This window comes from Streptomyces griseoruber, from assembly GCF_001514205.1.
Lineage (GTDB): Bacteria > Actinomycetota > Actinomycetes > Streptomycetales > Streptomycetaceae > Streptomyces > Streptomyces griseoruber.
Genome location: NZ_KQ948768.1, coordinates 1 through 25,098 on the forward strand (window position 1 = coordinate 1; position 25,098 = coordinate 25,098).

Here is a 25,098-nt window from a genome sequence, read left to right on the forward strand (position 1 = left end):
GGGGAACCAACGAGGCTCCTGCACTGATGAGTTGAGACGTCGAACACCTCTCTCAACGGCACGGGAGCCTCGTGCGTTGCGGGACGCCGGCCCGTCACCCGATCAGTGGCCACTCTGAAAGAGCTCACTGTCCGGACAACTCATGAGACACGGTCTGCCCATCATCGCCGCCAGCAACACGGCCCTGTTCGGCATGGCCGGGGAACTACCGCCGATCGTCATCAGCGATCTTTTCGGTGTCCACAGGAACACCGCGAACCAGTGGGCGGCGCTCGCCCGGGACAGCTGGGCCGACTACCTCGCGACCCTCCGGAAAATCAAATAGGAACTTCAGATCAACAACCTCCGTTCTCCGTGACAGCACGGGCCGCGAGGCGCAATCCAATGCGCTGCACTTGGATGACGGTGCGTCAATCGAAAGAGCTATCGAACGTGGGCCTTGGGCGCATGCTGGTTCGATTGATGCGAGAGGGAGTGAAAATTCTGTTCGGCCCCCGGAGCGCCTCGAAGAGGCGCACAATGCTCCAAAGCGGGAATCGCGAGGCCTGCGGTCTGGGCGTTTTTCATCGGGGGTGCTGTGTTGATGCGCAGGAGATACACGCAAGACCAGTCCTACGACCTGTATGTGCTTCATCGGGACGTTGGGCTGGCTGCCCAGCAGGGGGTGAGCAGTCCAGAGGACTTGGTGCGTATCGCTTCGGTGATTCTGGATGGCCTGGGGTGTGCCACCGCGGACGAGGCATGGAACAGACTGTGCGCGGATTTCAGGGCAGGCGCCAGAGGTACACCCTCGTCCGGCCGGCAGGCCGCGATCATTCTGAAGATGATGCACTACCTGGGGTTCGCGGGGAGGCTGTCCGATGAAGACGCGCGCATCGAACTCTGCGAAGAGGTTCTCCGTCATGGTCAGCCAGAATGGCAGGCAGACGCTGTGCTCTTCTCGGCGTCACGTGGCATGCACTTAGGGATGGGCAACCCGGCCGCCCTTCAGACGGAGCTGGATATCGTTGAGCGGGCACGTGGAACTGCGTCTGGCGACACGCCGGAACTCGACCTGGTGCGGGCATTCTTGCGTCTCCACCTGGGTCTGTTCGGCGGCGAGGATGACTTCGATGCCGCGATCGAGGAGTTGAACGCGCTCCGAGGAACCCGTGCGGCCCGCGCCGAGACAGATCATCTGTTGGATGCGGTGATTGCCTTCCTTCGGATGCAGCAGGCATCGAGGAGAGAAGACGAAGGTGCCCTTGGGGCCAGGATGGTCGAACTGGACACCGCGCTGGACGCGTCGCCTCTCAATGGGCCGGTGCGGCTGCGGATGGAATCTTGGCGCGAGTTGGCCTGGGAGACATTGCAGGGGCTTCGTGCCGCACGGGGCGAGGGGCGTGACACCGAAGGCGAGCGCTGCCTGCGTTCCGCCGACTCGGTGAGGGACCAGGCACGGGCGCTCCCCGCGTATGTGCGTCTGTCCGTGTTGTGTGAGACGGGTGTAGCCCGTCTGCTTCGCGCGGTGGCGACTGACGATCCAGCAGGGGCACGGGAGGCCCTCTCTTTACTCGGTGAAGGTATCGAACTCCTGGAACCGGACGATTGGCGCTGGACCCCTTACGTCTACCAGCTTGGGTGGGGTCACTTCTGGATTGCTGAGCGAGACGGTCTCGGCGAAGGTCATCAGCCGGGTTGGTTCGACCTTGGGATCGACTGGCTCACTCGTGCTGTGAGGGCGTCCGAGCAGTGCGAGCATCCGATGTGGGCCGACATGTCCTTCACCTTGGCCCTGGCCCTGTGGGCCAGGGGTGAGATGTTCCCGCGCGGACCCTCCGGCCGCGCGGACCTCGACGCCGCCCGACGTACTGGAATGGACGCTGTGACCGGCGCTGTGCGGAGCGTCCTGCTCCAGTCGGGTACGCCCCATGCAGCGGAGAGCGCCCGGTGGGTCGGGCAGCGGGCCCTCACTGTTGCCGGCTGGTGCCTGGGCGCCGATGCGCCTACTGACGCCGTCCGCGCGCTGGAGGCGGGTCGGGGACTCACCCTGCACGCCGCCACGGTGTGGACGTCCGTGCCGGAGATGCTGGACGCACTCGGCGAACAGGGACAGGCCCTTGCCGGTGAGTGGCGTACGGCGGGTGATGTCCTGCCTGGAACGCCATGGAGCGCCACCCTTGCCGCAGCGAGCGCAGGCCCGGCAGGCCCGGCAGTTCCGTCAAGCCGTCTGCGCAGACGAGCGCTGGAGGCGCTGAAGGTCTCCCCGTACTGGAAGCGGATGCTGGATGTGCCGACACCCGACCAGATCGGCAGTGCGCTGCGCACCATGGGCCGGACGGCGCTCGTCTACCTGCTGCCAAAGACGGAGAAGCACCCCGGCGCAGCGCTGGTGATCACACCAGACGGCGGCGTGCGGGCCGTGCGGCTGCCCGTGCTGGACCTGGCCGCCCCCGAACTCGTCGCCTATCGCCGCACCGGGAGCCCAGAGCGGGACGCGGAGTCCTCAGTCCCGCCACCCTACGATCCTGGGGCGCTGGGACGGTTGTGCGACTGGGCAGGGCAGGCCGTGATCGAGCCGCTGCTCAGGGCGCTTCCGGGGCCTCAGGGGCAGGAGCCATCGCTGGTCTTGGTACCGATGGCGGAACTGGGCGCGGTGCCCTGGCACGCGGCGCGGCTGCCGGGCTCTGGGCGGTACGCGTGCCAGGAGGCAAACATCTCGTACATCCCATCGGCCCGCCTGCTGTGCGAAGTGGCCGAACGCCCGGCAACGGGGATGCGCCAGGCGCTCATGGTCGGCGATCCGGAGCGGAACCTTCCGCATGCGGGCGAGGAGGCGGACGCCATCCTCGAGAAGTTCTATCCGGGCGGCGAGTTGCTCGGGCCCGGAGCCGCCACGCCGGCGGCCGTGCAGGGCTGGCTCGGACGGCAGCGGGGCGGAATGCTGCATCTGGCCTGCCACGGGGCGGTGGAGGAGGGCGGGCGCTACAGCTCGTATCTCAGGCTTGCCGACGAGCGCCGGTTGTCGGCCGAAGCACTTACGGAAGGGTCGGCCCGGTACCCGGGGCTGGAGTTGGTGGTGCTGGCCGCATGCCGGTCCAACGTGTCCGGGCACGGGTGGGATGAGGCGTACAGCATGGCGACCGCGTTCCTGGTCGCCGGCGCTCGGTCGGTCGTCGGGTCGCTCTGGCCGGTCCCCGACGACGCGACGTCACTGCTGATGTACATGACGCACCACTACCTGAACCAGGAGGGGCAGACACCGGGCGCGGCCCTGCGCAGCGCCCAGTCGTGGGTGCTGGATCCCACGCCCGTGCTGCCCCCCGACATGCCGGACGCCATGAAGGGCCGGGTGCCCCAGCTCAGGGAATCGGGTCTCGTGGGATGGGCCGGTTTCACACATCTCGGGTGGTGAACCGTCATGGCACTTCGGTGCGGATCTCCACCGAGGCTGTACCCCACAGCGCGATCCTACTGCCGGATGGCCCGCCCATGTCCCGCTGCCCCCTTGTCAAACGCAGCACACGGTGGAGGCCGGAAAGGTTCCGTGTTCAGCGGGTTCTCCGCGACGACCACCTTGAGCACGTCGCGGGTGGCGGCGCCGCTCACCATCTCCCGTCCCGGGGGCAGGCGCAGCCATACCGGTTCACCGCGCCGGGCGGTGCCCGCGCGCCCGGGGCCGACGAAGTCGCCGTCGAAGAGGTGGACGGAGGACGCGTAGCTGTCGGTCAGGTTCAGCAGCACGCACCACAGCCGGTTTCCCGACTGATTGTGAATCTGCACTTGCACCTGCGGCTCGCCGCCGTCCGGTGTGTACGAGCAGACGATGTCGCCCGTCGATCTGGGCTTAAACCCGCCGACGAGCGGCTCGACACTCACGCGAACCATCGAGGACAGAGAGCTGTCCGGATGGGTGAGGTCGTGCAACTGGTGCCAGTGGGCGATGTGGGCGCAGCAGTCCGCAACGTGGCGGGCGTCGGCCGCTGTCCGTAATGGCAGCCGGGTGATGGGGTGGCCCGCGCCGCCGGAGACCCGCGCCCAGCCGCCGTCCGTGTCCACGAACAGGGCCAGCCCCCGAACGGCAGACGCCGGGTCCTGCCCGCTGGTGGTCAGCAGGGACGAGGCCGCGACAGCTTCCTTGACGAGGCGGACATCGTCCGCCGACCCCGTGACGGTCACTCTTGCGGCCGGGAAGGCAAGCGCCGACGGAGTGACCGGGTGGGCGGTCTTCGTGTCCTTGTCTGTCGGCTGCCAGGCCACGGGGTCGACGATCGAGGTCTCCGCCCGCACCTCGCGCACGGTCACCACTCGCGGCCGCGGAACACCCGGTGCGAGAAGGGTGAACTCGGCGCCCGCCTCCAGCCGAGCAGCCCGGCCGCCGCCGTCCATCCGAACGCGCACGGCGAGCAGGGTATGGCCGACGCCGTGCTGCGCGCGATGGGCGACTGAACGCCGACCGGGGACAGGGGACTTCCCACCGCCGGCGACCGGCCCGTCGGATCCACCCGCGCCCCGCCGGACGCACTCGTCGCCGGCATGCCCCCACATAGGAAGAGCCCCGGCAGCATGCCCACCGTGCTCATCGTCAACGACCAGAAGCTGCAACGCCCCGGCTACCGCCTCCTGTTGGATTCCGAGCCGGACCTGAGCCCGATCGGTGAGGCGGCCGACGGAGCCGAGGCGGTCCGCTTGGCCACCGCGCTGCGGCCGGACGTCGTCCTCATGCACCCCACGCCACCCCCTCGCCACGAGGAGGAGGAACCCTAGTACTCCGGTACTAGTCGGCATCGCCGCATTCCCGCCCGCGGTGCCGTACCAGCAGGCGATACCTCTTCTAGGTTGAACCCGGGCCTGGTCAGGCCCGTCCGCGCAAAGACCTCCTTCCTGGCGGGAGCAGACTCCGTGGCCACCGTCCCGCACCGACCCGAGCCGTTCGCCGTGTCCCTCACGACCGCCGGCGGACACCTCGTGCCTCATCGTTTCGACATCCGCGATCCTCAGCGGCCCGGCACCGACGCCCTGGCGGACCGTGAAGGCAGCCCTGAAAACCAGGCCGCCCACCCCGCGGCCGCGTTCCCCCCGGGTCCGGCCCCCGGCTCCGGGGCGCGGGTGCCACCCGGGCCAGGACGACCGCAGACCCCGGGCCGCTGTCAGCCGTACGATCACGGAAGAGCGGTCGGCCCCGGCCGACCGCTCTTCCCCAGTCGCCGCTCGTCCGTCCAACCCCCCGGGACCGTCGAGCGGCTCGCCTGCACCGCGAAGGGCACAGACCTTGACCCCCACGCCCCCACAGGGTTCCCGGCCCGGTCGATACGTCCCCGGCCGGTCCGAACTGCCCGAGGCACTGACGAACGATGCTGAGCAGCGTGTGATGGTGTCGATCATCGCGCGGCTGTCGTCCTGGCGGTGGGCGGACCGGGCCCACCCCCGGGTCAGGCGGTGGGGCGTACCGCTGTTGTGCGCCGCCCTGAGCCTGCCGTCCGTACTCAGCCCCGCCGGCGAATCCAGGCTCGCCGAAGAGCTGGCTCTCACCGTCGCACTGGCCGTCCCCCTGGTGTGGCGGGAGCGCAGGCCGATGCTGGTCTTCGTCCTCACCGCTGCCACCGCTGCGCTGACGGCCTACGCGGGCTCCCTTCACGGCGCCGACGCCAGCGCCGACGTCGCCCGCGTCGTGGCCCTGTTCAACGTCGGCCGCTTCGGCTCACCGCGCCAACTGCTCGTCGCCGTCGCCATCGCCCTGACTCAACTGGTCGCCTGGGCCACCATGCTCTGGAACGACGGTCAGCTGCGGTTCGCCACGAACCCGGAACCCGTCGTGCTGCTCGGGATGGTGACGGTGACGGCCATCGCCGGCCTCGGCCTGGCCGCCCGCCTGGTCAATGTCGTCATCGCCGCCCTGCAGAAGGACAGGGATCAGCAGGCCCGGCTCGCCGTTGCCCAGGAACGCGCCCGTGTCTCCAAGGAGATGCACGACATCCTCGGACACACCCTCGCCGTCATGGTCGGCCTCGCCGACGGTGCCGCCGGCCTGACCGAGAGCAAGCCGCAGCGCGGCGCCGAGACGCTGCGGATCATCGCCGACAGCGGCCGCGGCGCGCTCGCCGAACTGCGCCGACTCCTCGCCGTCATCAGCGACGACAACGGCCGGCCGCACGATGCTCCGCTCGCACCCCAGCCCGGGCTCGCGGACCTCGACCCGCTGATCGAACGCGTCCGCGCCGCAGGGCCGAGCGTCACCCTCGGCGCCGACGGCGACCTCATCGCGCTGGCCCCCGGCCTCCAGCTCGCCGTCTACCGCATCGTCCAGGAAGCCCTCACCAACACCCTCAAGTACGCCGCCGCCGACACGTCCGTCAGCGTCCGGGTGGCCGTCGACTCCGAGACGGTCCATGTGGACGTCGAGGACAGCGGCCCCCTCCGCGCTCCCCGCTCCCGGAAACGGAGCGCCGGAAGCAACCACGGTCTGGTCGGCATGCGCGAACGCGCGGCCATCTACCAGGGCCAGGTCACCGCCGGGCCCAACCACGAGGGCGGCTGGAGCGTCCACGCCCGGCTCCTCACCACCCCGCCCTCCGCCGCTCTCGGCTTCGCCCGGCCGGCGGGACCCCCATCCACGACCAGAACGGACACCCCCCCGCGCATGACCACCGTGCTCATCGTCGACGACCAGGCCCTGCAACGCCTCGGCTTCAGCATGCTGCTGGAACAGCACCCCGACCTCACCCTCATCGGCGAAGCCACCCACGGCGCCGAAGCCGTCCGCAAGGCCGCCGAACTCAAGGCCGACGTGGTCCTCATGGACGTCCGCATGCCCGGCATGGACGGCATCGAGGCCACCAGACGGATCATCGAGTCCGGCGGCCGCTCCCGCATCCTCGTCCTGACCACCTTCGACCTCGACGAGTACGCCTACGACGCCCTGCGCGCCGGAGCGTCCGGGTTCCTGCTCAAGGACGCCATGCCCGACGAACTCGTCGCCGGCATCCGCGCGGTGGCCGCCGGAGACGCCGTCATCTCACCCGGTCTGACCCGCAAGCTCATCGACGCCTTCGGCAGCCGCCTGCCGGGTCACACGCCCGAGCAGCAACGGCAGCTGGCCCGCCTCACCAACCGGGAACGCGAAGTACTCACCGCCGTCGCGACCGGCTGGAGCAACCCCGAGATCGCCGAGCGCCTCTCCCTCGCCGAGTCCACCGTCAAGTCCCATGTGAGCAGCATCCTCACCAAGATCGGGGTCCGGGACCGGGTCCAGGCCGTGATCTTCGCCTACGACACCGGCCTCGTCAGGCCTGCCTGAACATGACCGGGAGGCTCCGCAGCGGGCTCGGGCGCCGGTCCCTGGACCTCAGGAACGTGGCGGCGCCCGCGTCGCCACAGCAGGGCGCCCCCGAGCACCGTCAGAGCCACGACGGCGAAGGCGGGGCCGCCCAGCGTGAGGACACGCTGGAGCGAGGTCGCGGCGGCATAGCCGACCCCTGCTTCGGCTGTGGCCCACATACAGGCGGCGGCGACGCTGTACGGGGCGATGCGCCGGTAGGGCAGGCGGGTGGCACCCGCGGAGTGCGGGGCGAGGGTGCGCACCACCGGCAGGAAGCGTGCCAGAAAGACCGCTCGGCCGCCGTGGCGCGTCATCAGCGTCTTGGCCCGTCCCCACGCCGCGTCCGGAACGCGGCGGCCCAGGTGGCCGGCGCGCAGCCGGTCACCGAGGTACCTGCCGGTGCGGTGGGCGAGGAAGTCACCCGCCACCACGGCGCAGGCCGCGGCGGCGATGACGGGGAGAAGGCTGATGTGGCCGGTGCGGGCCAGCGCGCCGGCGGTCAGGAGCAGGGTCAGCGTCGGGACGAACGCGCCGACGAGAAGGACCGACTCGGCCAGGACCGCGGCGGCCACCACCGTGTACGCCGCGACCGGCGAGAGATGGCCGATGAGGTCGGAGAGCACGTTCACCGCCGCGCCTCGACGGACTGCGGCTCGGGGCTGTCCGCGAAGACGAGGGGGCGTCGCAGATGCCAGACGTAGGCGGGCGGAAGGTTGGCCCATACCGTCCAGCGGCCCGTGGCGTAGGTGCGCTGGTAGGTGGCCATGATCTCGTCCACGGCGGCGTGGCGGCGGGCTTCGGCCCGCGATGCCGTCAGGGCGCGGGCCTTGCGGGTGCCGAGATAGGCGAAGTAGGTCAGGGTGCCGCCGGGGTGGAGGAGTTCCATGTAGCGGGCCATGATCCGCTCGACCTGCACGGGCGTGAAGTTGGTCAGGGGGAGCCCGGAGACGATGACGTCGTACCGCTGGTCGGTGTCGAGCTGCTCGACATAGGCCTGATACACGTTCACCTGCGCAGACGTCGCCGTCAGGTGCGGGTGCGCGGTGACGAGACCCTTCAGTCGCGCGGCGAAACGCGGGTTGGCCTCGACGATGTCCAGACGGCTGCCCCGGGACAGCTGCGGTATCAGGGCCCGCGTGACCGGGCCGGTGCCGGCGCCGGCTTCCAGGACTGCCAGCGGGTGGGGCGCCTGAGCCCGTACGGGGTCGGTGAGCAGGCGGGCCAAGGCCTTGCCACTGGGGGCTACGGCGCCGGTGGTACGCAGATCACGGGCCGCTTCGATCAGGAACATCCAGCTTTCGGCATGGCCATGTGTGAGGACGCTGTCGTGGGAGGTGGTCCGGTCGTTCATGGAATCGACGCTAGAAAGCCGCGCCCGACATGGGATCCGCCGTTCTACGACGGCGTACCCCTACGAAAGTAGGGGGTGGACATCATCGATCGTCAGACGGAACAGCGCACCGGCCCGCCTAGCATGGCCCAGGTGAGCAGCAGAGAAAGCCGCAGATGGGCGGCCTACGGGCGTGGGGCCCTGGTGGCCCTGTGCGCGCTGGCCGCCGTACTCAACGACGTGGCGACCCAAGGACGCTATCTGGCACCCGTCGTGGTCACGGTCCTGGTGTGCGGAGCGGCCCTGCTCGTGCCCCGGCTGCGATGGCCCGCTGCGCCGTTGCTGGTCACCGTGGCCACGGCATGGTGGGGAACGTTGCTGCTGCCCATGCTGGCAGTCGTCCTGTACGACCTGGCCGTGGACCGCCGGGTGCGCATCGCGGTGGGCTGTGCCGTCGCCGCGCTGGGCGCCAACCTGCTCGGCTACCGGCCCACCTCCCTGTGGACGGGCCAGTCCTACGCGTCCACGCTGCTCCTGCCGGTCCTGGCCGTGCTCGTCGGGCTGTGGCTGGGCAGCCGGCGCCGCCTGCTCCTGGCACTGGCAGCCGACGTCGAGCACCTGAGCGTCGAGGCGCGGCTGCGCGAGGAGGCGGCCCGCATCGCGGAACGGTCCCGTATCGCCGCCGAGATGCACGACGTCCTGGCCCACCGCCTGAGCCTGATCGCCCTGCACACCGGTGTCCTGGCCACCAAGAGCGGCGCACTGCCCGCACCGGTCGCCGAACGCCTCGGCCTGCTGCGCACGACGTCCGTCGAGGCACTCACCGATCTGCGCGACGTTCTCGGTGTGCTGCGCGACCCCGAGGCCACGCCGAACAGCGCCGCCCTCACGCCGATGATGAGGGAAGTGGGGGAACTGGCCGACGAGGCCCGCGCCGCCGGCCAGCACGTCGAGCTGATCACCGAGGGGCTTCCCGAGGACGCGCCGACCACCCACCGTCTGGCCGTGTACCGCATCGTCCAGGAAGCACTGACCAACGCCCGCAAGCACGCCGACGGCGCTCCGGTGACCGTACGCATCGACTACGGGCCGCCCACCACCCTCGTCGAGGTCACCAACCCCCCTGGCACTCCCCGCACGGACACCGTCGGCAGCGGGTACGGGCTCGTCGGCCTGCGCGAGCGCGTCGCCGCCCTCGGCGGGCATCTGAACTCCGGACCGGCCGGCGCGGGCGCCTGGCGGCTGGCCGCGCGCATCCCCCACCCCGCCGGCATCGAAGAGAACGGCACCCGCACATGATCCGCACCATGATCGTCGACGACGACGCCCTGGTCCGCCTCGGCCTGGCCGACCTCCTGGACGGCGACCCCGGCATCGAGGTCGTCGCCCAGGCCTCCGACGGCCTGAAGGCCGTCGAACAGGCCGCCGCCCACCGCATCGACGTCGCCCTCGTCGACGTACGCATGCCCCGCATGGACGGCATCACCGCCACCGCCCGCCTGCGAGCCCTCCCCCACCCGCCGAAGGTGATCATCCTCACCACCTTCGACCTCGACGAGTACGTCTACGACGCGCTCGCCGCCGGAGCCGACGGGTTCCTGCTCAAGGACACCGACCCCGCCGAAATACTGCGCGCGGTCCACCTGGTGGCCGCCGGCTCGGCCATGCTCCACCCCACCGCGGCCCGCCGCCTCATCGACCGCTACCACGCGGCCAACCAGCCCGAAACAGCCGCTGCCAAGGCCCGGCTGGAGCGGCTCACCCCCCGCGAACGCGACGTGCTCACCCTGCTGGCCCACGGCGACACCAACGCCGACATCGCCGCCCGCCTCGCCATGCGCGAGAGCACCGTCAAGGCCCACGTCAGCCGTGTCCTGACCGCGCTGGAAGTCACCAACCGCGTCCAGGCCGCCCTGCTGGCCCGCGACGCGGGACTCACAACCTGAGGAGCGAAGGCCCGGAAGGCGGAAGGCGTGGTCCGACAGCCTCGACGCGGAGCCCGGGGGAGGCGGCGCGGACTGGCCCACGGCGGCTGTCACTGCATCCTGTCGTGGAGCGCCCGGTTCTTCACCGAGCCGCTCGCGCCGCTCGGGTTGCGCACCGGTCCGCAGCGGAGGACTGGTGCTGGGGCGGTGGTCTCGCCCCTCAAGAACTACCTCTGACCCTGACCAGGAAAGCCAGAGGCTACGTACTCGACGGTCGGCAGAGCAACGCCACGGCGTGCGGACCGCCGGCGACGTAGACACCTTCGGCCAGCGGCTCGCGGCCGGCGGCAGCGTCGAGTTCGACGCGGTGCCGGTCGCCGCCGACTGCGTACTCGGCTCCCTGTCCGCGGACGAGGATGTCCTGTCACCGCTGGCCGCTCTCACATCGCCGGTCGGGCGTCACCTCTCCGCCCAGCTCCTTCTGGCATCCCGCCTGGCCGACCGGCTCCCCCCCCCGGATCCGGATTCCTTCCCGGGACAGGGATCAGGGCTTGAGGCGGCCGGTGGCGAACATGGCGGCGGACCACGCCGAGAGCACGGCGGCGAGGGCCCAGACCACGAGCAGGGCCCAGCCCGCGCCGACGTCGCCCTGGCCGAGGAGGCCGATCCGCTCGACCTGGACCAGCCAGAACACCGGGTCGAGGTGACTCAGGACGTCCCAGACCGGGGGCAGCTGCCGTACCGAGTAGAAGACGCCGCCGAGGAAGCCCAGCGGCAGCAGAACGATCGACTCCATGGAGTAGACATGGTCGAGCGACCTGGCGAGGCTGCCCGCGATCACGCCCACCTGTGCGGCGACCAGGAGCACACCGAGCGTGCCGAACAGCAGGACGAGGGGGCGGGCGACGCTCCCGCCGCCGGTGAGCGGGAGAGCCACCGCCAGCACTCCCCCACCCACGACGGCGCCTCTGACGACACCACCGCTCACCAGTGCCGCGTTGATCTCCCACCAGCGCAGCGGACTGGCGAACACGTCGTGGATGTACCGGTCGCGCCGGGCCTCGAACAGGCTGGTCGTCCCGTTGAAGAAGCCGACGTTGACGATCGCCTGGGCGAAGAGGCCGGGCACGATGAAGCGGCCGTAGGAGACGCCGTCGACCGCGTCGACGTGCCGTCCGAGAGCCGACCCGAAGACGACGACGAACAGTACGGTCGACAGCACCGGACCGAGGACGCTGTAGCGCCAGATGGTCAGGAACCGCAGGACCTCGCGCTCGAAGAGCCACACGAACGGCGACCGTTCGGGCCTGAAGGGCTCGTCGGACGACGGGAGCGCCGGCGGGGCGTCGGTGCTGCTCGTCACGCCACCTCCTCCCCGGTGATCACCCGGTCGTAGACCTCGGAGATGTCCCGGGCCTCGTACCGGTCCCGCAGCAGGGCCGCGGACCCGCGGTCGACGATCCGGCCTGCGCGCAGCAGCGCGATCTCGTCGCACAACGTCTCCGCCTCCTCCAGGTAGTGCGTTGTCAGCAGGACGGTGGTGCCCGCCGCGTTGAGGCCCTTGACGAGCCGCCAGATCTCCGAGCGCAACTCGACGTCGACGCCGGCGGTCGGCTCGTCGAGGATGAGCAGGCGGGGGCGGTGCATGAGCGCCCGCGCGAGAACGAGACGCCGCTGCATGCCCCCGGACAGCTCGTAGGCGCGCGCGGCGGCCTTGCCGTCGAGGCGGAACACCTCGAGCAACTCGTCCGCGCGCCGGACGGCCGCCTTCCGTCCGATGCCGTGGTACCCGGCGTGGTAGATCAGGATCTGCCGGATCGACAGGAACCGGTCGACGTTGATCTCCTGCTCGGCCAGGCCCAGCAGCCGTCGGGCAGCACGGCTGCGGTGGTCGTGACCGAAGACGGTGAGCGTGCCGGTGGTGGGACGGACGATGTTGCAGACGGAGCCGATCAGCGTGGTCTTGCCCGCTCCGTTGGGGCCCAGCAACCCGAAGAAGGCGCCGTCGGGGATCTCCAGGTCCAGGCCTGCGACCGCGGTGAAGCCGTCCCCGTACGTCTTGCTGAGCCCCTGGACGAGCAGAGCCGGCGGCTTGCCGTCAGCCACCGGACACATGGGTTTCTTCCGGGTGGAACTGGTTGGCCGGCACCGGCAGCCCGTAGTGCTCGCGAAGGGTCGTTCCTTCGTACTCCTCGCGGAACAGGCCCTTGCCGCGCAGGATCGGCAGGACGTGCTCGATGAAGCTTTCCAGGCCGGACGGCAGGGCGGGTGCCATGATGTTGAACCCGTCCGCGGCACCGCCCTCGAACCAGGTGATGATCGTGTCCGCCACCTGTTCGGGCGTGCCGATGAACTCGAAGTGGCCGCGGCCGCCGCCGAGCCGCGAGATGATCTGGCGGACCGTCAGTTTTTCGCGTACGGCGAGCTCGATGATCAGGTCGGAGCGGCTCTGTGAGCCCTCCAGCTTCGGTCTCGCGAGGATGAAGTCCGGCAGGGGCGCGTCGAGTTCGAACACCGACGGCTCGGTCTCGAAGACCGCGGCCAGCTGCCGCAGTCCGTACTCCGGTATGCGCAGCTCGTCGAATTCCTTCGCCAGCGCACGAGCCTCCTCCTCGGTCGACCCGATGTACGGGACGATCCCCGGCAGCACGATCACACCGTCCGGGTCACGCCCCGCGGCCCTCGCCCTGGCCTTGATGTCGGCGTAGAAGTCGGCCGCGCGCTCGTACGTCTGGTGGGCGGTGAAGATCGCCTCGGCGTGGCGTGCCGCGAAGTCCTTGCCGTCCTCGGAGGAGCCGGCCTGCACGAGCAGCGGGTACCCCTGTGGCGGACGCTCGACGTTCAGTGGTCCGGCCACCGAGAAGTGTGTGCCCCGGTGGTCGGGCCTGTGGATCCGGGCGGGGTCGGCGTAGCGCCCCGTGGTCTTGTCGGCGACGACGGCCTCCGACTCCCAGCTGTCCCACAATGCCTTGGCAAGGTGCAGGAACTCGTCGGCGCGGGCGTACCGCTCGGCGTGGTCGGGGCGGTTGACGAGGCCGAAGTTGGCCGCCTCGTCGGCGCCGGCCGAGGTGACGATGTTCCAGCCGGCGCGGCCACCGCTGACGTGGTCGACCGACGCGAGGCGACGGGCGAGGTTGTACGGCTCGTTGTACGTCGACGACACGGTCGCGATGAGCCCGATCCTGCTGGTCGCCTGCGACAGCGCGGTCAGCAGGGTCAGCGGCTCGAGCTGGCCCGGCGGCCGGAACTCGCCCGTGCCGATGATCGCCGGGCCGTCCGCGAGGAACAGCGAGTCGAACCTGGCGCTCTCGGCCAACTGAGCCAGTTCGATCCAGTGCCGCAGGTCGAAGTCCGCCCGCGGGTTGCTGCGCGGGAGCCGCCACGCCGCCTCGTGGTGGCCGGCTTCCATGAGAAAGGCGTTGAGGTGGAGCCGGCGTCTTCTCTGATCGCTCACGACTGCTCTCCAGTCCGTTCGTGGTGCGCCGGCTCAGCCGACCGACAGCTTCGAGCTGTCGTAGCCGGCCGGGAGGAGGTTGTCGGTGATCGACGAGACGTCGACCTTCTTGGTGATCTGACCCGCCTCCAGGAAGGCGTCGGCGAGCTTCTGCTCCGCCTCGATGTCCGACTTCTCCACGGGGGTCACCCGGGTCTCGAAGGCCTTCAGGGACGCCTTCGCGTCGTCGAGAGGGATGCCCTCCTCCTTGGCGATCGCCTCCGCGTACTTGTCCTCGTGCCTGATCGCCCACGCGAACTCGTGGGCCAGCCGCTGAAGGACATCGGTGAGAGCCGCCCGCTTGGTCTTGTCGGTCAGCGAACTCCCGCTCGCGACGTAGTAACTGCTGGTCTGGTCGATCGGCGGGAGACCCTTCGCCAGGATCCGGGCGCCGTTCTTGACCGCGATCGCCGACTGGGGGTTCCAGATCGACCAGGCGTCCACCTTGCCGGTGTTGAACGCCGTGGCGCCGGCCGCCGGGTCGAGGAAGACCAGCTTCACGTCCTTGGGGGTGAGGCCCACGCTCTTGAGCGCGTTCAGGGCCAGGCCGTGGGCCGAACTGCCCTGCGGGACAGCGATCTTCTTGCCCTTGAGGTCCTTGAGCGACTTCAGCGTCGAGCCCTTGGGAACGATGATGTTCTCGTTCGACTGGGTGGGCGTGAGTGAGCGGTTGACGGCGACCACCTTGAAGCCGTACTCCTTCGCCGCGCCGGTGATCGGCGGTACGTCGCCGACGCTGCCGAGGTCGATGTCGCCGGACGCGGCCGCCTGCACGAGCGGCGGGCCGTAGGTGAAGCGGGCGAACTTCACCTTGTAGGGCGCGTTGTCGAACACACCGGTGATCTTCGCCAGCTCCTGGCTGCCGTCACCGCCGTTGTCTCCGATGGTGAAGGTGTACTTCTTCCACTCGGGGTGGTTGCCGGCGTCCGATCCGCTGGGGCTGCTCAGGGGCGCGGCGGCCTCCGACGTCGATGCGCAGGCGACCAGGGTGCTCCCCAGAGCAAGCAGGCCGACGGCGGCGACTGTGCGGGAGGATCTTCTGGACATGGATTCTCACGTGCTTTCTGTGCTGTGGTGGGAGAAGTCAGTGGGTGCGGTGAGGGAAGTCAGTGCTGGTTGGCCAGACCGAGGTCTTCCAGGAGCGCGGAGCGCAGTTCCTCCCGCGCGATGCTCGCCTCGCGGTCCGCGGCCGACAGCTCGACGAGGTGGGAGGTACTGATACGTCCGTTGCTCATGACGACGACGCGGTCGGCCAGCGCGATCGCCTCGTCGACGTCGTGGGTGACGAGCAGCATCGCCGCGTGGTGCTTGCTCCGCAGCGCCCGCACGAGGTCGTGCATGCGCAGCCGCGTGATCGCGTCGAGCGCCGCGAACGGTTCGTCGAGCAGCACGAGTTCGGGCTCCGAGACCAGGGCCCGCGCCAGTGACACCCGCTGGGCCTCGCCGCCGGAGAGTTCCTTGGGCCATGCCTTCTCCCGGCCCGCGAGTCCGACCTCGGCGAGCACGTCGCGGGCCCGCCGGTCGGCATCCGGTCCGTGCAGGCCGAGGGTGACATTGCGCAGCACCCGCTGCCACGGCAGCAGGCGGTCGGCCTGGAAGACGATCGCGCGTTTCGCCGGGACCTCCACCCGTCCGCCGTCGGGCCGGTCAAGACCGGCGAGCAACCTGAGGAGGGTGCTCTTGCCGCAGCCGGAGGGGCCCAGCAGGACCACCAGCTCCTCGTCGGCGATGGTGAGGTCCAGGTGGTCGAGGACGACCCGGTCCCCGAACCGGCGGATGACCTTCTCGGCAACGGCTCCGGCCTGCCGGCGGGGCCGTGTGCTGTGCGGAGCAACCGTGGCGCTCATGCCGCCTCATAACTGGGGCGCCACCGCAGCAGCACCCGCTCGAGAACCCGGACGAACTGGTCGGCGAGCAGACCGAGGAGCGAGTAGATCACCAGCCCCACGAAGACCTGGTTGGTCTGGAGGTAGGTCTGCCCTTGAGTGATGAGGAAGCCGAGACCCTTGTCGGCGTTGACCGTCTCCGCGGCGACGAGACCCAGGACGCTGTAGGCGAGGGAGAAGCGGAGGCCGACCAGGAACCCGGGCAGGGCTCCGGGCACCAGGACACGGGTCACCAGGCGCCAGGTGCCGGCGCCCGTCGTCCGCGTCATCTCGATCAGACGCTGGTCGACCCCCCGGATCGCGGCGAACAGGTTGAGATACATCGGAACGCCTGCGCCGAAGGAGATCAGCAGCACCTTCGTGAGCTCGTCGATGCCGAACCACACGATCATCAGCGGCAGCACCGCCAGCAGCGGGATGGTGTTCAGTACCTGCACGACACCGTTGAACAGATACTCGCCGCTGCGCAGCAGCCCGCCGAGCACCCCGGTGACGATGCCCACCGTCAGACCGATCGCCAGACCGATGCCGGCCCGTTGCAGCGAGATGGCCAGGTCGGGCCCGAGGACGCCCTGTTGCCACAGGTCGACAGCGGACTTCACGATGGAGGTCGGTGCCGGAGCGTAGGTCTTCGCCAGCACTCCGGCCCTGGCGAGGGCCTCCCAGGCGATGAGGACCACGAACGGAGTCGTGTAGATCCCCAGCGGCCAGCGCAGGCGCTCGCGGAGCGTGCTGAACACCGTCTGGCGGCGGGCGTCGCGCGGCAGGAAGACCTCGCGCCCGCCCGTCGCGCGCGGCGTCTCAGCAGCCGACCCTACGGCCGGCACCTTGAGGCTGAGCTCGGTCATCAGGCAGCCACCTCCAGCACTTTGGTGTAGTGCGAGGCGTCACCGGCGAGCGGCTCGCTGCGGCGGCCGTCGACGCCGACCGGCACATCTCCGGCGACTGTCACACGGTTGAGGCGCCGCGGGTGGTCGTCGTAGTTGTCCACCGCGTAGTGCTGGGTGATCCGGTTGTCGAAGATCAGCAGTTGGTCGGGAGCCCAGGTCCAGCGCAGGATGTTCTCCGGACGGGTCACGTACGACTGGAGGATGCGCAGCAGATCGGCCGACTCACTGCTCGACAGGCCGACGATCCGCTTGGCGAACCCGCCGATGAACAAGCCGCGTTCACCCGTCAGCGGATGCACCCGCACCAGAGGGTGCTCTGTCTCGTATGCCGTCGAGACGAAGGCCTGGTCGTACTCCTTCCGCCGCGCCGTCGTGGCCTGAGGGCGCGCGTAGTCGTACTGGTTGGTGTGCACGACACGCAGCGAGTCCGCAAGAGCGCGGAGCGGCTCGGACAGGTCGCGGTAGGCAGCGGCAGCGTTCGCGACGAGTGTCTCGCCCCCGTACGGGGTGGTCACGATGGACCGGAGCGTGGTGAGCTGCGGCGGGTTGAGCACGAAGGTGACGTCCGTGTGCCATTCGTTCGCCTTGGACGTCTCACTGTCCACGGCGAGCACGTTCGTCGTACCGTCGACGGCCGGCACGTTCGGGTGGGCGGTTGTCAGGTCGCCGAACCACCCGGCAACGCGCTCCTGACCGGCGTCGTCGAGGTGGACGTGGTCGAACACGATCGCCTTGTGCTCGTTGAGGGCATGACGGAGCGTCGTGATCGTCGAGGGATCGGGGGGTGCCGTGAAGTCGACGCCCTCGACGACCGCGCCGATGCGGCCTGTGAGCTTGCGGATGGACGGAGGCATGAGGAAGTCCCTCTCAAGGAATGGGGCGCACTGCCAGGTACGGAGAGTCGGCGTGAACGGGTGATGGGCAGCGAGGAACGGCCGCGAAGCCGTACACGGTCCGGTCGCGATGCGAGGGACCGACGACTACGCGAGGAGTGCCGGACGAAGGTCGAGCTGTGTGGTGGACGTCGTGCGACCGCACCGGTCAGCGCGCGCTGTCCAGGGTTTCTTGCGGAAATCCCGCCGGGCCCGCGCCACTTGGACAACGGGCCTTCGGCCCGGTGCTCACGGCACGTCCCCTCTCCGCTCCCGAGTCGCGACGCGCGCACTTCTCCCCAGGGGAAGAGCAGGAGCAAAGAGAGGAGCGGGGAAAAAGGCGGTCAAGCGGTCGATACCGCGGTTCCTCGGGAAGACACCACTGAGCCGACGGCTTGGCACCGCCCCTTCCGGAGGTGGGCCTTCGCCGCACACCGGCCTCTGCCGAGGGCCGCTTCGCGAATCAGCGACACGCTTTCCGGCTCAACGACAACAGAACGCGCTGGAGACGTGCGCCAGGTCGATGTGGCGCCTCCGAGTCAAATCCACGCGCGGGGTCATGAAACGTGAGTTGAGCAGACGCCCACCCCGTCGGTCAATGAGTTTCGAAACAGGTCTCACATTGCGGATGCCTTGCGGGCCTGTCCCGCTGCGGCCGCACCGCAGCATTTCACTCGCATGAACAGTCAGCCGTCACACCGCACCGCTCCGGCAGGATGTCTCCGTGCTCCTCGTCATCGGCGGCCTGCCCGGCACCGGCAAGACCACGCTCGCCCGGCTCCTCGCCGCGCGGCTCGGCGCGGTCCACCTGCGCGTGGACACGATCGAGCAGGCCATCGTCCGCTCCGGCCTGGCGCGGCATCCCGTCGGGCCGGCTGGATACGTCGTCGGATACGCCCTGGCCCAGGAGCATCTGCGGCAGGGACTGACGGTGATCGCGGAATCGGTGAATCCGCCGGCCGTAACCCGCGACGCCTGGCGTGACGCGGCCGTCAGGGCCGAAGTCCCGGCAACGGAGGTGGAACTGGTGTGCTCGGATCCGGGCGAGCACCGGCATCGCGTGACCTCACGTTCCGTCGACATCCCAGACCTGCCGCTGCCCCGCTGGCAGCAGGTCGTCGACCAGGACTACGAGCCGTGGGACCGCGAACACATCGTCCTCGACACCGCGGGACAAGGGCCCGAGGAGTCACTGGCCACGCTGCTTCACCGCCTCGACCTGCCCTGACCGACCTGGCGGCGGACGCACCGTGCCGCATGAAACGTCCGGTACGCCGCCCCGCCCGGCCAGTCCCTCGGCTGTCTTCCGTGCGGGGCCCCATCGAACACCCGGTCGGGGAAGCGCCCCAGGCACCGCAAGGCCTCCCGGCCGATGCGGATGACACGCCCGTGCACACGGCGCAGTCCTCGTCGTCAGGGGTGAGCAGGCGGGGACGCGGTCTCCCGCCCATCGAGGGTCCAGGCAGGCCAGGCCGATCTCGTTGAACCGGTGGATCACATCCCGGACGGTGTCCTCGTCGGCCCGGACCAGCTGGGCGATCACCGGGACGCGGTGTCCGCCGGCGGACGCCAGCAACATCATCGCCCGCCGGTAGCGCACCGAGCTGGTACTTCCCCGGCGCACGATCTGCTGCAGCCTCTGCCCTTCCTGATCCGTCGGTCTGCGCACCCGCGCAGGCTCAGCCAGCACACCTCCAGCGGTCGGAACCGACGTCACCGCCCATCCCACCGCCCCCACCACCGACCCGGCGAAAGGTTGCGCAGGCCGCCGCGGTTCGGGGCGGGTGTGGGCTGCCGGGGCGGGGCGGGAAAGGGAGCACCGCGCCGCGAACCGGTGCCGAGCCCGTGGTGCCTTCGGGGTGCATCACACGTGCTCGAGATGAGGCCCACACCCGGTCATCCGATGGTCAGCTCAGGGTGGTGCTTCTTCACGACTTCGGGGTGGGCGCGTATCCAGCCCTTGAGTTCGTTCCAGCCGAACTCCGCGAACAGCGGGTTGCCCGGGTCCTCGGTGACGCCCGCCGCGTCGGACGCGCCGGGGAAGGGCAGGGGGACGATGTGGGCGTCCAGGCGCGGGTTGTAGAAGAAGGGTGCGGAGTAGCGCTCGCGTGCTCCGGGCGGGGAGACCACGCGGTGGTTGGTCGCCTTCAGGTAGCCGTTGGTCGCCACCTCCAGGAGTTCGCCCAGGTTCACCACGAACGCGCCCGGCAGATGGGGCACCTTGATGAAGCCGCCGGCCCGTCGCCCGCCATCGCCCTTGTCCGAGCCGCTTCGCAGTGCGTCTTCGTTTTCCGGAGACTCCACCTCGAGGCCGGGCACCTCGTCCGTCAGCAGCAGGGTCAGGAACCCGTAGTCCTTGTGTACGCCCACGCCCTGGTCGTCCCCTTCCGGGGCCCGCCCCGGGTAGCGGACCAGCTTCAGGTGGTTGCGTGGGTTTCCGGAGAAGGCGTCATCGTAGAAGTCCTCCGGGCCGCCGATGGACGCGAGCAGTTCGCGCAGCAGCCGGTGGGCGACCGCGCTGAGCCGGTCCATCCACTCCAGCGAGACCTCCCGCAGTGCGGGCAGGGCGTTGGGCCACTGGTTCGGGCCCTCGAGCCACCAGTACGGCGGCTCGCCCGGGCCGGGCACACGAGCGGGAAGCTCGTTGCTGATGTCGATCTGGTCGCGCCAGTCGCGGCGGCCCTGGGTCCGCTCGTTGCCGATCCGTGTGTAGCCGCGGAAGTGCGGGGAGTTGAGGTTGTCGATCGCGTACCGGTCGGCCTCGGGCAGGGCGAAGAAGGCGCGGGCGGCGCCGAGCAGCCGGGCCTGCTCGGCGGGGGTGATGCCGTGGCCGACCAGCTGGAAGAAGCCGACGTCGCGGGCAGCCCGGTGCAGCGCCTCGCGGTCGAGGGCGGAGAGGTCGATCACCGGAAGAGAGGTGAGCTGATCCATGGATGGCGTTCCCTGAGTGGAGTGTGCGGGAGGAGCGAGCGGGGTCAGCGGTCCTTGGCGTGACAGGACCCGCTTGTGCCGCTGAACGGTGTATGCGGCGGCGGGAGGCTGCCGAGGGCCCGCACTGGGCCGTGGTACAGCGCCCCGATGCGAGCGATGGGCGGGGCTCAGCCGGCAGTTGAGGCGCTGACGCGGGCAGCCAGTTTCTTGATCTCGGCGGGGCCGACCCGGCAGCAGCCGCCGAGGAGGGCCGCGCCGGCGGCGAGCCAGGAGGGGGCCAGGTCCGCGATCTCGTCCTCGGCGCCCAGCCAGCTCCGCGCTGCGGGCTCCCAGACACCGCCGCCGTTGGGATAAGCGACGCCGGGTAGACCGGTGATCAGGGCGAGTGCCGGGGCGGTGTCGGCGGCGGGAGCGCAGTTGACTCCGGTGGCGACGACGGCGTCGCTGCTCCGGGCGAGGGCGAAGGCCTCGGTCAGGGGCTGGCCCGCGCTGGTGGTCGTCCCGCGGATGCTGTAGGAGAGCCAGGCGGGGATGCCCAGGCCGTCGAGGGCGGTCAGTACGGCTTCGGCTTCCCGCAGGTCGGGGATGGTCTCGATGGCGAAGACGTCGGGGGCCGCCTCGGCCAGGGCTTCCAGCCGGGGGCGGTGGAAGCGGGTGAGTTCGGCCACGGTGAGGCCGTAGTCGCCCCGGTATTCCGAGCCGTCGGCCAGCATGGCGCCGTAGGGGCCTACGGACGCCGCGACCCAGCCTGTCCCGGCGGCGGCCTCGCGGGCCAGGTACACGCTGCGTTGCAGCAGTGTGGTGGTCTCGGCGCGGGTGATGCCCACTCGGGCGAAACCGTCGTAGGTGGCCTGGTAGCTGGCGGTGATGGCGACCTGCGCGCCTGCCGCGAAGTAGGCGCGGTGGACGGCTGTGATCGCGTCGGGGGCGTCGCGGAGGAGGCGGGCGGACCAGAGCGTGCCGTTCAGGTCGTGGCCTTGGGCCTCGAGTTCGTTGGACATGCCGCCGTCCAGGACCAGTGGTCCGGCGGCCAGGGCGTCGCGGAAGGTCGTCACAGCACTCTCGTCACGAAGTCGCGGGTTCGGGGATGGTCGGGGGCGGTCAGGATCCGGGCGGGCGGCCCGGATTCCAGGACGCGGCCGTCGTCGAAGAAGACGATCTCGTCGGCGACCTCGCGGGCGAAGGCCAGCTCGTGGGTGACGACGAGCATCGTCATGCCGTCGGCGGCGAGGTCGCGCATGACGTCCAGGACCTCGCCGACGAGTTCCGGGTCGAGCGCCGAGGTCGGCTCGTCGAACAGCATGAGCTTCGGCCGCATCGCCAGCGCGCGGGCGATAGCGACGCGTTGCTGCTGGCCGCCGGACAGCTGGGCAGGGTAGGCATCGCGCCGGTCGGCCAGGCCGACCCGGTCCAGCAGCGCCATGGCCTCGTCGGTGGCCTCGGTGCGGGGACGGCCGGCGCCGACCGGTCCCTCGACGATGTTGGCGAGTGCCGTCAGGTGCGGGAACAGGTGGAAGCGCTGGAAGACCATGCCGATCTGGTGGCGTTGCCGGGCCAGGTCGCGGTGGCGCAGCTCGCGCAGACCGTGGCCGTGCACCTCGTATCCGATCGGTGAGCCGTCCACCAGGATCCGGCCGCCGTCGGGCCGCTCGAGATGGTTCACGCACCGCAGGAAGGTGGACTTCCCCGACCCCGACGGGCCGATCACACAGGTGACCGTCCCGCGCGGCACGGACAGGTCGACGCCGCGCAGCACCTCGTGTCCGGCGAAGGACTTGCGGACCCCGGTGGCCTGGACCATCATCGGCGGCTTCCTTTCGCGAAGTGACGTTCGAGGTGGTGCTGGCCGATGTTGAGGAGGGTCGTCACGGCGAGGTACCAGATGCTGGCGACGATCAGCAGCGGGATCGTCTGATAAGTGCGGGCGTACACGATCTGTACGGAGTACAGCAGTTCCGCGTAGGCAAGGACGCTCACCAGCGACGTCGTCTTGAGCATGGAGATGGTCTCGTTGCCGACAGGTGGGATGATCACTCGCATCGCCTGGGGCAGGATGATCCGGCGCAGGGTCCTGGCCCGGGACAGGCCCAGCGCTTCCGCGGCCTCGGTCTGCCCGTCGTCGACCGAGGCGATCCCTGCCCGGATGATCTCGGCGAGGTAGGCGGCCTCGTTGAGTCCGAGGCCGAGCAGGGCCGCGGTGAAGGTCGTGACGACGGAGTTCGCGGGGACGTCGCCGATCGCCGGCAGGAAGGGCAGGTGCAGCGACAGCGTCGGGTACAGCGCGGAGATGAACCCCCAGAACAGCAGTTGGACCAGCAGCGGTGTGCCTCGGAAGAGCCAGATGTACGCCCAGCTGACAGCCCGGGCAACGGTGTTGTCCGACAGGCGCATGAGCGCAAGTCCGACGCCCAGCGCGAGCCCGATCACCATGGCCGCGGCGGTGAGTTCCAGGGTGGCCAGCAGGCCCCTCAGCACGGTCCGGCTGAACAGCCACGCGCCGACCGTGTCCCAGCCGAAGCGTGGGTTGGTGACCAGCGACCGGGCCAGGGCCGAGGCCAGGAGCAGGACCACGAGGGTCAGGACCCACCGGCCGGGTCTGCGGCGGCGGAGTATCGGCAGCTCCTCCATCACGAGGCCGCGTTGATCTCGAAGTCGTCGAGAGCGCCGGACTCCAGGCCCCACTTGGCGAGGATCTGCTTGTAACCGCCGCTCGCCTTGAGGTCGTCCAGGGCCGACTTCAACAGGCCGGTCAGCTCGCTGTTCTTCGGGACCGCGATGCCGAACGGCGCGTTGCCGTAGGAGTCGCCGGAGACGTCGAGCTTGCCGCCGGACTGCTTGGCGGCGTAGGCGGCGACCGGCGAGTCGCCCAGGGCGGCGTCGGCGCGGCCGCTGGTGACGGCGAGGTTCACGCCGGTGCCGTCCGGGAAGGTGCTGACCTTGATCGGCGTCTTGCAGGTCTTGGCGCGGGCGGGCAGGTCCACCAGCGCTTGGGTGGAACCCTTCGCCACGGCGACGGTCCGGCCGCACAGGGAGTCGCCCTCGGGCTTGAGGCCCTCGGGGTTGCCCGCCGGGACCAGCAAGGACGTGCCCGCGTTGAAGTAGGTGACGAAGTCGACGACCTTCTCCCGCTCGGCGGTGTCGGTGAACGAGGAGATGCCGACCTGGTACTTGCCCGCTTGCAGACCCGGGATGATCGAGTCGAAGGGCACGTTGACGATGGTCACCTTGACGCCGAGGACCGTGCCGAGAGCCGTGTCGAGGTCGGCTTCGGCGCCGGTGACCGTCTTGTTGTCGGCGGCGAAGAAGTTCATCGGGGGATAGCTGACGTCGCTGGCGACCGTGATCCCGCTCGCTTTCACCGCGGGCGGGACCTTGGCGGAGAGCGTGGCGTTCTCCGCGACCGCGGAGGTGGAGGCGGTGGCGGAGGCGGAGGAGGCGCCGGCCGACGACCCGGTCGGCTCGGAGGGGTCGGCGCAACCCGCCAGCAGTAGCGTCGCGGAGCCGAGCAGTACGAGCGGTCGCAGAGTGGACAAGGGGAACTCCTGAAGGGCCTGTTTTCCGAGGGATCGGATGGAGGCTATCCAGCGTTGCGGAATAAACAAGTCGAGTTGCTCATCATGCACGCGTGCTGCCATGAACCTGCAATGTTTCCGCAATGAACGTGCGGGGTGGCGTCGGTGCCCGGCGCTATGCTCGGCTCGCGATGACCACTGACAGCAGCCTGAAACGCGGCCTGGCCGTGCTCCGCCTCTTCGCCCAGCACCCTCCGCAGGATCCCCGTGGCCACACCGCGGCCGAGGTCGCCGCACTGCTGGGCCGGGAGCGCAGCCAGGTCTCCCGCATACTGCGAAGCCTCGAGGCCGCCCGGTTCCTGCGCCGCGATCGCGCGTCGCTGCGCTACTCCGTCGCCTGGGAGCAGTACGCGCGGGCCCAGCAGATCACCGAGGCACGGCTTCGCCGGGACGGCCGGACCGCGCTGGAGGGCGTCGCCGCCGACACGGGCGAATGTGCCTACCTGGGAGTCCTGCGAGGCGCCAGCTCGGTGACGATCCTCGAGTCGATGCCGCCGGCCCTGTCCTCGTTCGTGTCCTGGGTGGGCCGCGGCTATCCCGCCTACTGCAGCGACGCCGGACAGGCCCTGCTCTTCGACGCCGACCATACGGAGGTCGCGGCCGTCTTCTCACACACGGCCTTCGTCCGGCACGGCCCCAACACCCCGACCGACCTCGACGACTTCCTGGCCCGGCTCGACGCGGCCCGCAGGCGGGGCTACTCCGTCGTCGACCAGGAGGCCGAGCCCGGCCTCTACTCGCTCGCCGCCCCGGTCAGGGACTTCCGCGGCGAGATCGTCGCCGCCGTCCAGGTCGTCGGCCCCCGCCACCGTCTCGAGCCCGCGACAGCGGTCTGCGCCGACTCGGTGGTCCGCTGGAGCACCTGGCTGACCGCCGCGCTGCGCTCGACGGACCAGGACTGA

General features: G+C 70.1%; 23 protein-coding genes and 2 pseudogenes. 9 read left to right on the forward strand and 16 right to left on the reverse strand.

Translation table 11 applies throughout. The features are described from left to right. The first annotated feature begins 142 nt into the window (after positions 1–142). Entirely contained in the window at positions 143–325 is a 183-nt protein-coding gene (locus tag AQJ64_RS16995) for a hypothetical protein (protein WP_055634953.1), read from the forward strand. A gap of 258 nt (positions 326–583) precedes the next feature. Further along, positions 584–3,394, forward strand: coding sequence for a CHAT domain-containing protein (locus tag AQJ64_RS17000; protein ID WP_063788756.1), 2,811 nt, complete (start codon positions 584–586; stop codon positions 3,392–3,394). A gap of 56 nt (positions 3,395–3,450) precedes the next feature. Here the strand turns inward: AQJ64_RS17000 and AQJ64_RS17005 are convergent, their stop codons facing one another. Beyond that, positions 3,451–4,278, reverse strand: a complete 828-nt coding sequence (locus tag AQJ64_RS17005; protein ID WP_159060296.1) for a hypothetical protein — start codon at positions 4,276–4,278, stop codon at positions 3,451–3,453. Between the two features lie 267 nt (positions 4,279–4,545). On the opposite strand from AQJ64_RS17005, the gene AQJ64_RS17010 reads away from it, so the two are divergent. The 3 genes and pseudogenes from AQJ64_RS17010 (at position 4,546) to AQJ64_RS50115 (ending at position 7,276) form a co-directional block, all read left to right on the forward strand. After that, positions 4,546–4,746 (forward strand): response regulator transcription factor, encoded by a 201-nt coding sequence (locus tag AQJ64_RS17010; protein ID WP_055634950.1) that lies wholly within the window; start codon positions 4,546–4,548, stop codon positions 4,744–4,746. A gap of 1,060 nt (positions 4,747–5,806) precedes the next feature. After that, positions 5,807–6,523: pseudogene (locus AQJ64_RS52050) on the forward strand (sensor histidine kinase); the annotation flags it as partial. Positions 6,524–6,619: 96 nt separating this feature from the next. After that, complete coding sequence (locus tag AQJ64_RS50115) at positions 6,620–7,276, forward strand: response regulator (RefSeq protein ID WP_055634956.1); 657 nt, start codon at positions 6,620–6,622, stop codon at positions 7,274–7,276. On the opposite strand, the gene AQJ64_RS17025 is transcribed toward AQJ64_RS50115, so the two are convergent. Together AQJ64_RS17025 and AQJ64_RS17030 are read right to left on the reverse strand one after the other, a co-directional pair. Further along, complete coding sequence (locus AQJ64_RS17025) at positions 7,246–7,926, reverse strand: DedA family protein (RefSeq protein WP_055634949.1); 681 nt, start codon at positions 7,924–7,926, stop codon at positions 7,246–7,248. The two genes, AQJ64_RS50115 and AQJ64_RS17025, sit on opposite strands and share 31 nt — an antisense overlap. Next, entirely contained in the window at positions 7,923–8,648 is a 726-nt protein-coding gene (locus AQJ64_RS17030; RefSeq protein ID WP_055634948.1) for a class I SAM-dependent methyltransferase, read from the reverse strand. Before AQJ64_RS17030 ends, AQJ64_RS17025 begins: the two co-directional genes overlap by 4 nt. Before the next feature lie 123 nt (positions 8,649–8,771). Here AQJ64_RS17030 and AQJ64_RS17035 point away from each other — a divergent pair, with 123 nt between their 5' ends. Continuing rightward, positions 8,772–9,926, forward strand: coding sequence for a sensor histidine kinase (locus tag AQJ64_RS17035; RefSeq protein WP_206189742.1), 1,155 nt, complete (start codon positions 8,772–8,774; stop codon positions 9,924–9,926). Further along, positions 9,923–10,573 carry a response regulator gene (locus tag AQJ64_RS17040; protein WP_055634947.1) on the forward strand — a complete coding sequence of 217 codons (651 nt, stop codon included), beginning with the start codon at positions 9,923–9,925 and terminating at the stop codon, positions 10,571–10,573. The genes AQJ64_RS17035 and AQJ64_RS17040 overlap by 4 nt, the downstream gene beginning before the upstream one ends. A gap of 523 nt (positions 10,574–11,096) precedes the next feature. On the opposite strand, the gene AQJ64_RS17045 is transcribed toward AQJ64_RS17040, so the two are convergent. The 7 genes from AQJ64_RS17045 to AQJ64_RS17075 form a co-directional block, all read right to left on the reverse strand. Then, positions 11,097–11,915 carry an ABC transporter permease gene (locus AQJ64_RS17045; RefSeq protein ID WP_055634946.1) on the reverse strand — a complete coding sequence of 273 codons (819 nt, stop codon included), beginning with the start codon at positions 11,913–11,915 and terminating at the stop codon, positions 11,097–11,099. Next, the gene (locus tag AQJ64_RS17050) at positions 11,912–12,658 is read right to left on the reverse strand and encodes an ABC transporter ATP-binding protein (RefSeq protein WP_206189741.1); all 747 of its coding nucleotides are present in this window, start codon (positions 12,656–12,658) and stop codon (positions 11,912–11,914) included. The genes AQJ64_RS17045 and AQJ64_RS17050 overlap by 4 nt, the downstream gene beginning before the upstream one ends. Further along, complete coding sequence (locus AQJ64_RS17055; protein WP_055634954.1) at positions 12,651–13,961, reverse strand: LLM class flavin-dependent oxidoreductase; 1,311 nt, start codon at positions 13,959–13,961, stop codon at positions 12,651–12,653. Before AQJ64_RS17055 ends, AQJ64_RS17050 begins: the two co-directional genes overlap by 8 nt. A gap of 78 nt (positions 13,962–14,039) precedes the next feature. After that, the gene (locus AQJ64_RS17060) at positions 14,040–15,092 is read right to left on the reverse strand and encodes an aliphatic sulfonate ABC transporter substrate-binding protein (RefSeq protein WP_055634944.1); all 1,053 of its coding nucleotides are present in this window, start codon (positions 15,090–15,092) and stop codon (positions 14,040–14,042) included. 59 nt (positions 15,093–15,151) lie between these two features. Continuing rightward, positions 15,152–15,892, reverse strand: a complete 741-nt coding sequence (locus AQJ64_RS17065; protein WP_055634943.1) for an ABC transporter ATP-binding protein — start codon at positions 15,890–15,892, stop codon at positions 15,152–15,154. Next, positions 15,889–16,779: an ABC transporter permease gene (locus AQJ64_RS17070; protein WP_055634942.1), complete on the reverse strand. Its 891-nt coding sequence runs from the start codon at positions 16,777–16,779 to the stop codon at positions 15,889–15,891. Before AQJ64_RS17070 ends, AQJ64_RS17065 begins: the two co-directional genes overlap by 4 nt. Continuing rightward, positions 16,779–17,675, reverse strand: coding sequence for a TauD/TfdA dioxygenase family protein (locus tag AQJ64_RS17075; protein WP_055634941.1), 897 nt, complete (start codon positions 17,673–17,675; stop codon positions 16,779–16,781). Before AQJ64_RS17075 ends, AQJ64_RS17070 begins: the two co-directional genes overlap by 1 nt. Positions 17,676–18,417: 742 nt before the next feature. Here AQJ64_RS17075 and AQJ64_RS17080 point away from each other — a divergent pair. After that, entirely contained in the window at positions 18,418–18,921 is a 504-nt protein-coding gene (locus AQJ64_RS17080; protein WP_055634940.1) for a P-loop nucleotide/nucleoside kinase family protein, read from the forward strand. Between the two features lie 11 nt (positions 18,922–18,932). On the opposite strand, the pseudogene AQJ64_RS52315 reads toward AQJ64_RS17080, so the two are convergent. From AQJ64_RS52315 to AQJ64_RS17105, 6 genes and pseudogenes are all read right to left on the reverse strand, one after another. Then, positions 18,933–19,380: pseudogene (locus AQJ64_RS52315) on the reverse strand (helix-turn-helix domain-containing protein); the annotation flags it as partial. A gap of 209 nt (positions 19,381–19,589) precedes the next feature. Next, positions 19,590–20,624 (reverse strand): isopenicillin N synthase family dioxygenase, encoded by a 1,035-nt coding sequence (locus AQJ64_RS17085; RefSeq protein ID WP_059202754.1) that lies wholly within the window; start codon positions 20,622–20,624, stop codon positions 19,590–19,592. A 167-nt stretch (positions 20,625–20,791) separates the two neighbouring features. After that, the gene (mmuM, locus tag AQJ64_RS17090) at positions 20,792–21,679 is read right to left on the reverse strand and encodes a homocysteine S-methyltransferase (protein WP_055636500.1); all 888 of its coding nucleotides are present in this window, start codon (positions 21,677–21,679) and stop codon (positions 20,792–20,794) included. After that, positions 21,676–22,425, reverse strand: a complete 750-nt coding sequence (locus AQJ64_RS17095) for an amino acid ABC transporter ATP-binding protein (protein WP_055636513.1) — start codon at positions 22,423–22,425, stop codon at positions 21,676–21,678. The genes mmuM and AQJ64_RS17095 overlap by 4 nt, the downstream gene beginning before the upstream one ends. Beyond that, positions 22,425–23,252 carry an amino acid ABC transporter permease gene (locus tag AQJ64_RS17100; RefSeq protein WP_055636501.1) on the reverse strand — a complete coding sequence of 276 codons (828 nt, stop codon included), beginning with the start codon at positions 23,250–23,252 and terminating at the stop codon, positions 22,425–22,427. Before AQJ64_RS17100 ends, AQJ64_RS17095 begins: the two co-directional genes overlap by 1 nt. Next, positions 23,252–24,157, reverse strand: coding sequence for an ABC transporter substrate-binding protein (locus AQJ64_RS17105; protein ID WP_055636502.1), 906 nt, complete (start codon positions 24,155–24,157; stop codon positions 23,252–23,254). The genes AQJ64_RS17100 and AQJ64_RS17105 overlap by 1 nt, the downstream gene beginning before the upstream one ends. 170 nt (positions 24,158–24,327) lie before the next feature. Between AQJ64_RS17105 and AQJ64_RS17110 the strand changes: the two genes are divergently transcribed. Then, entirely contained in the window at positions 24,328–25,098 is a 771-nt protein-coding gene (locus AQJ64_RS17110) for an IclR family transcriptional regulator (RefSeq protein WP_055636514.1), read from the forward strand.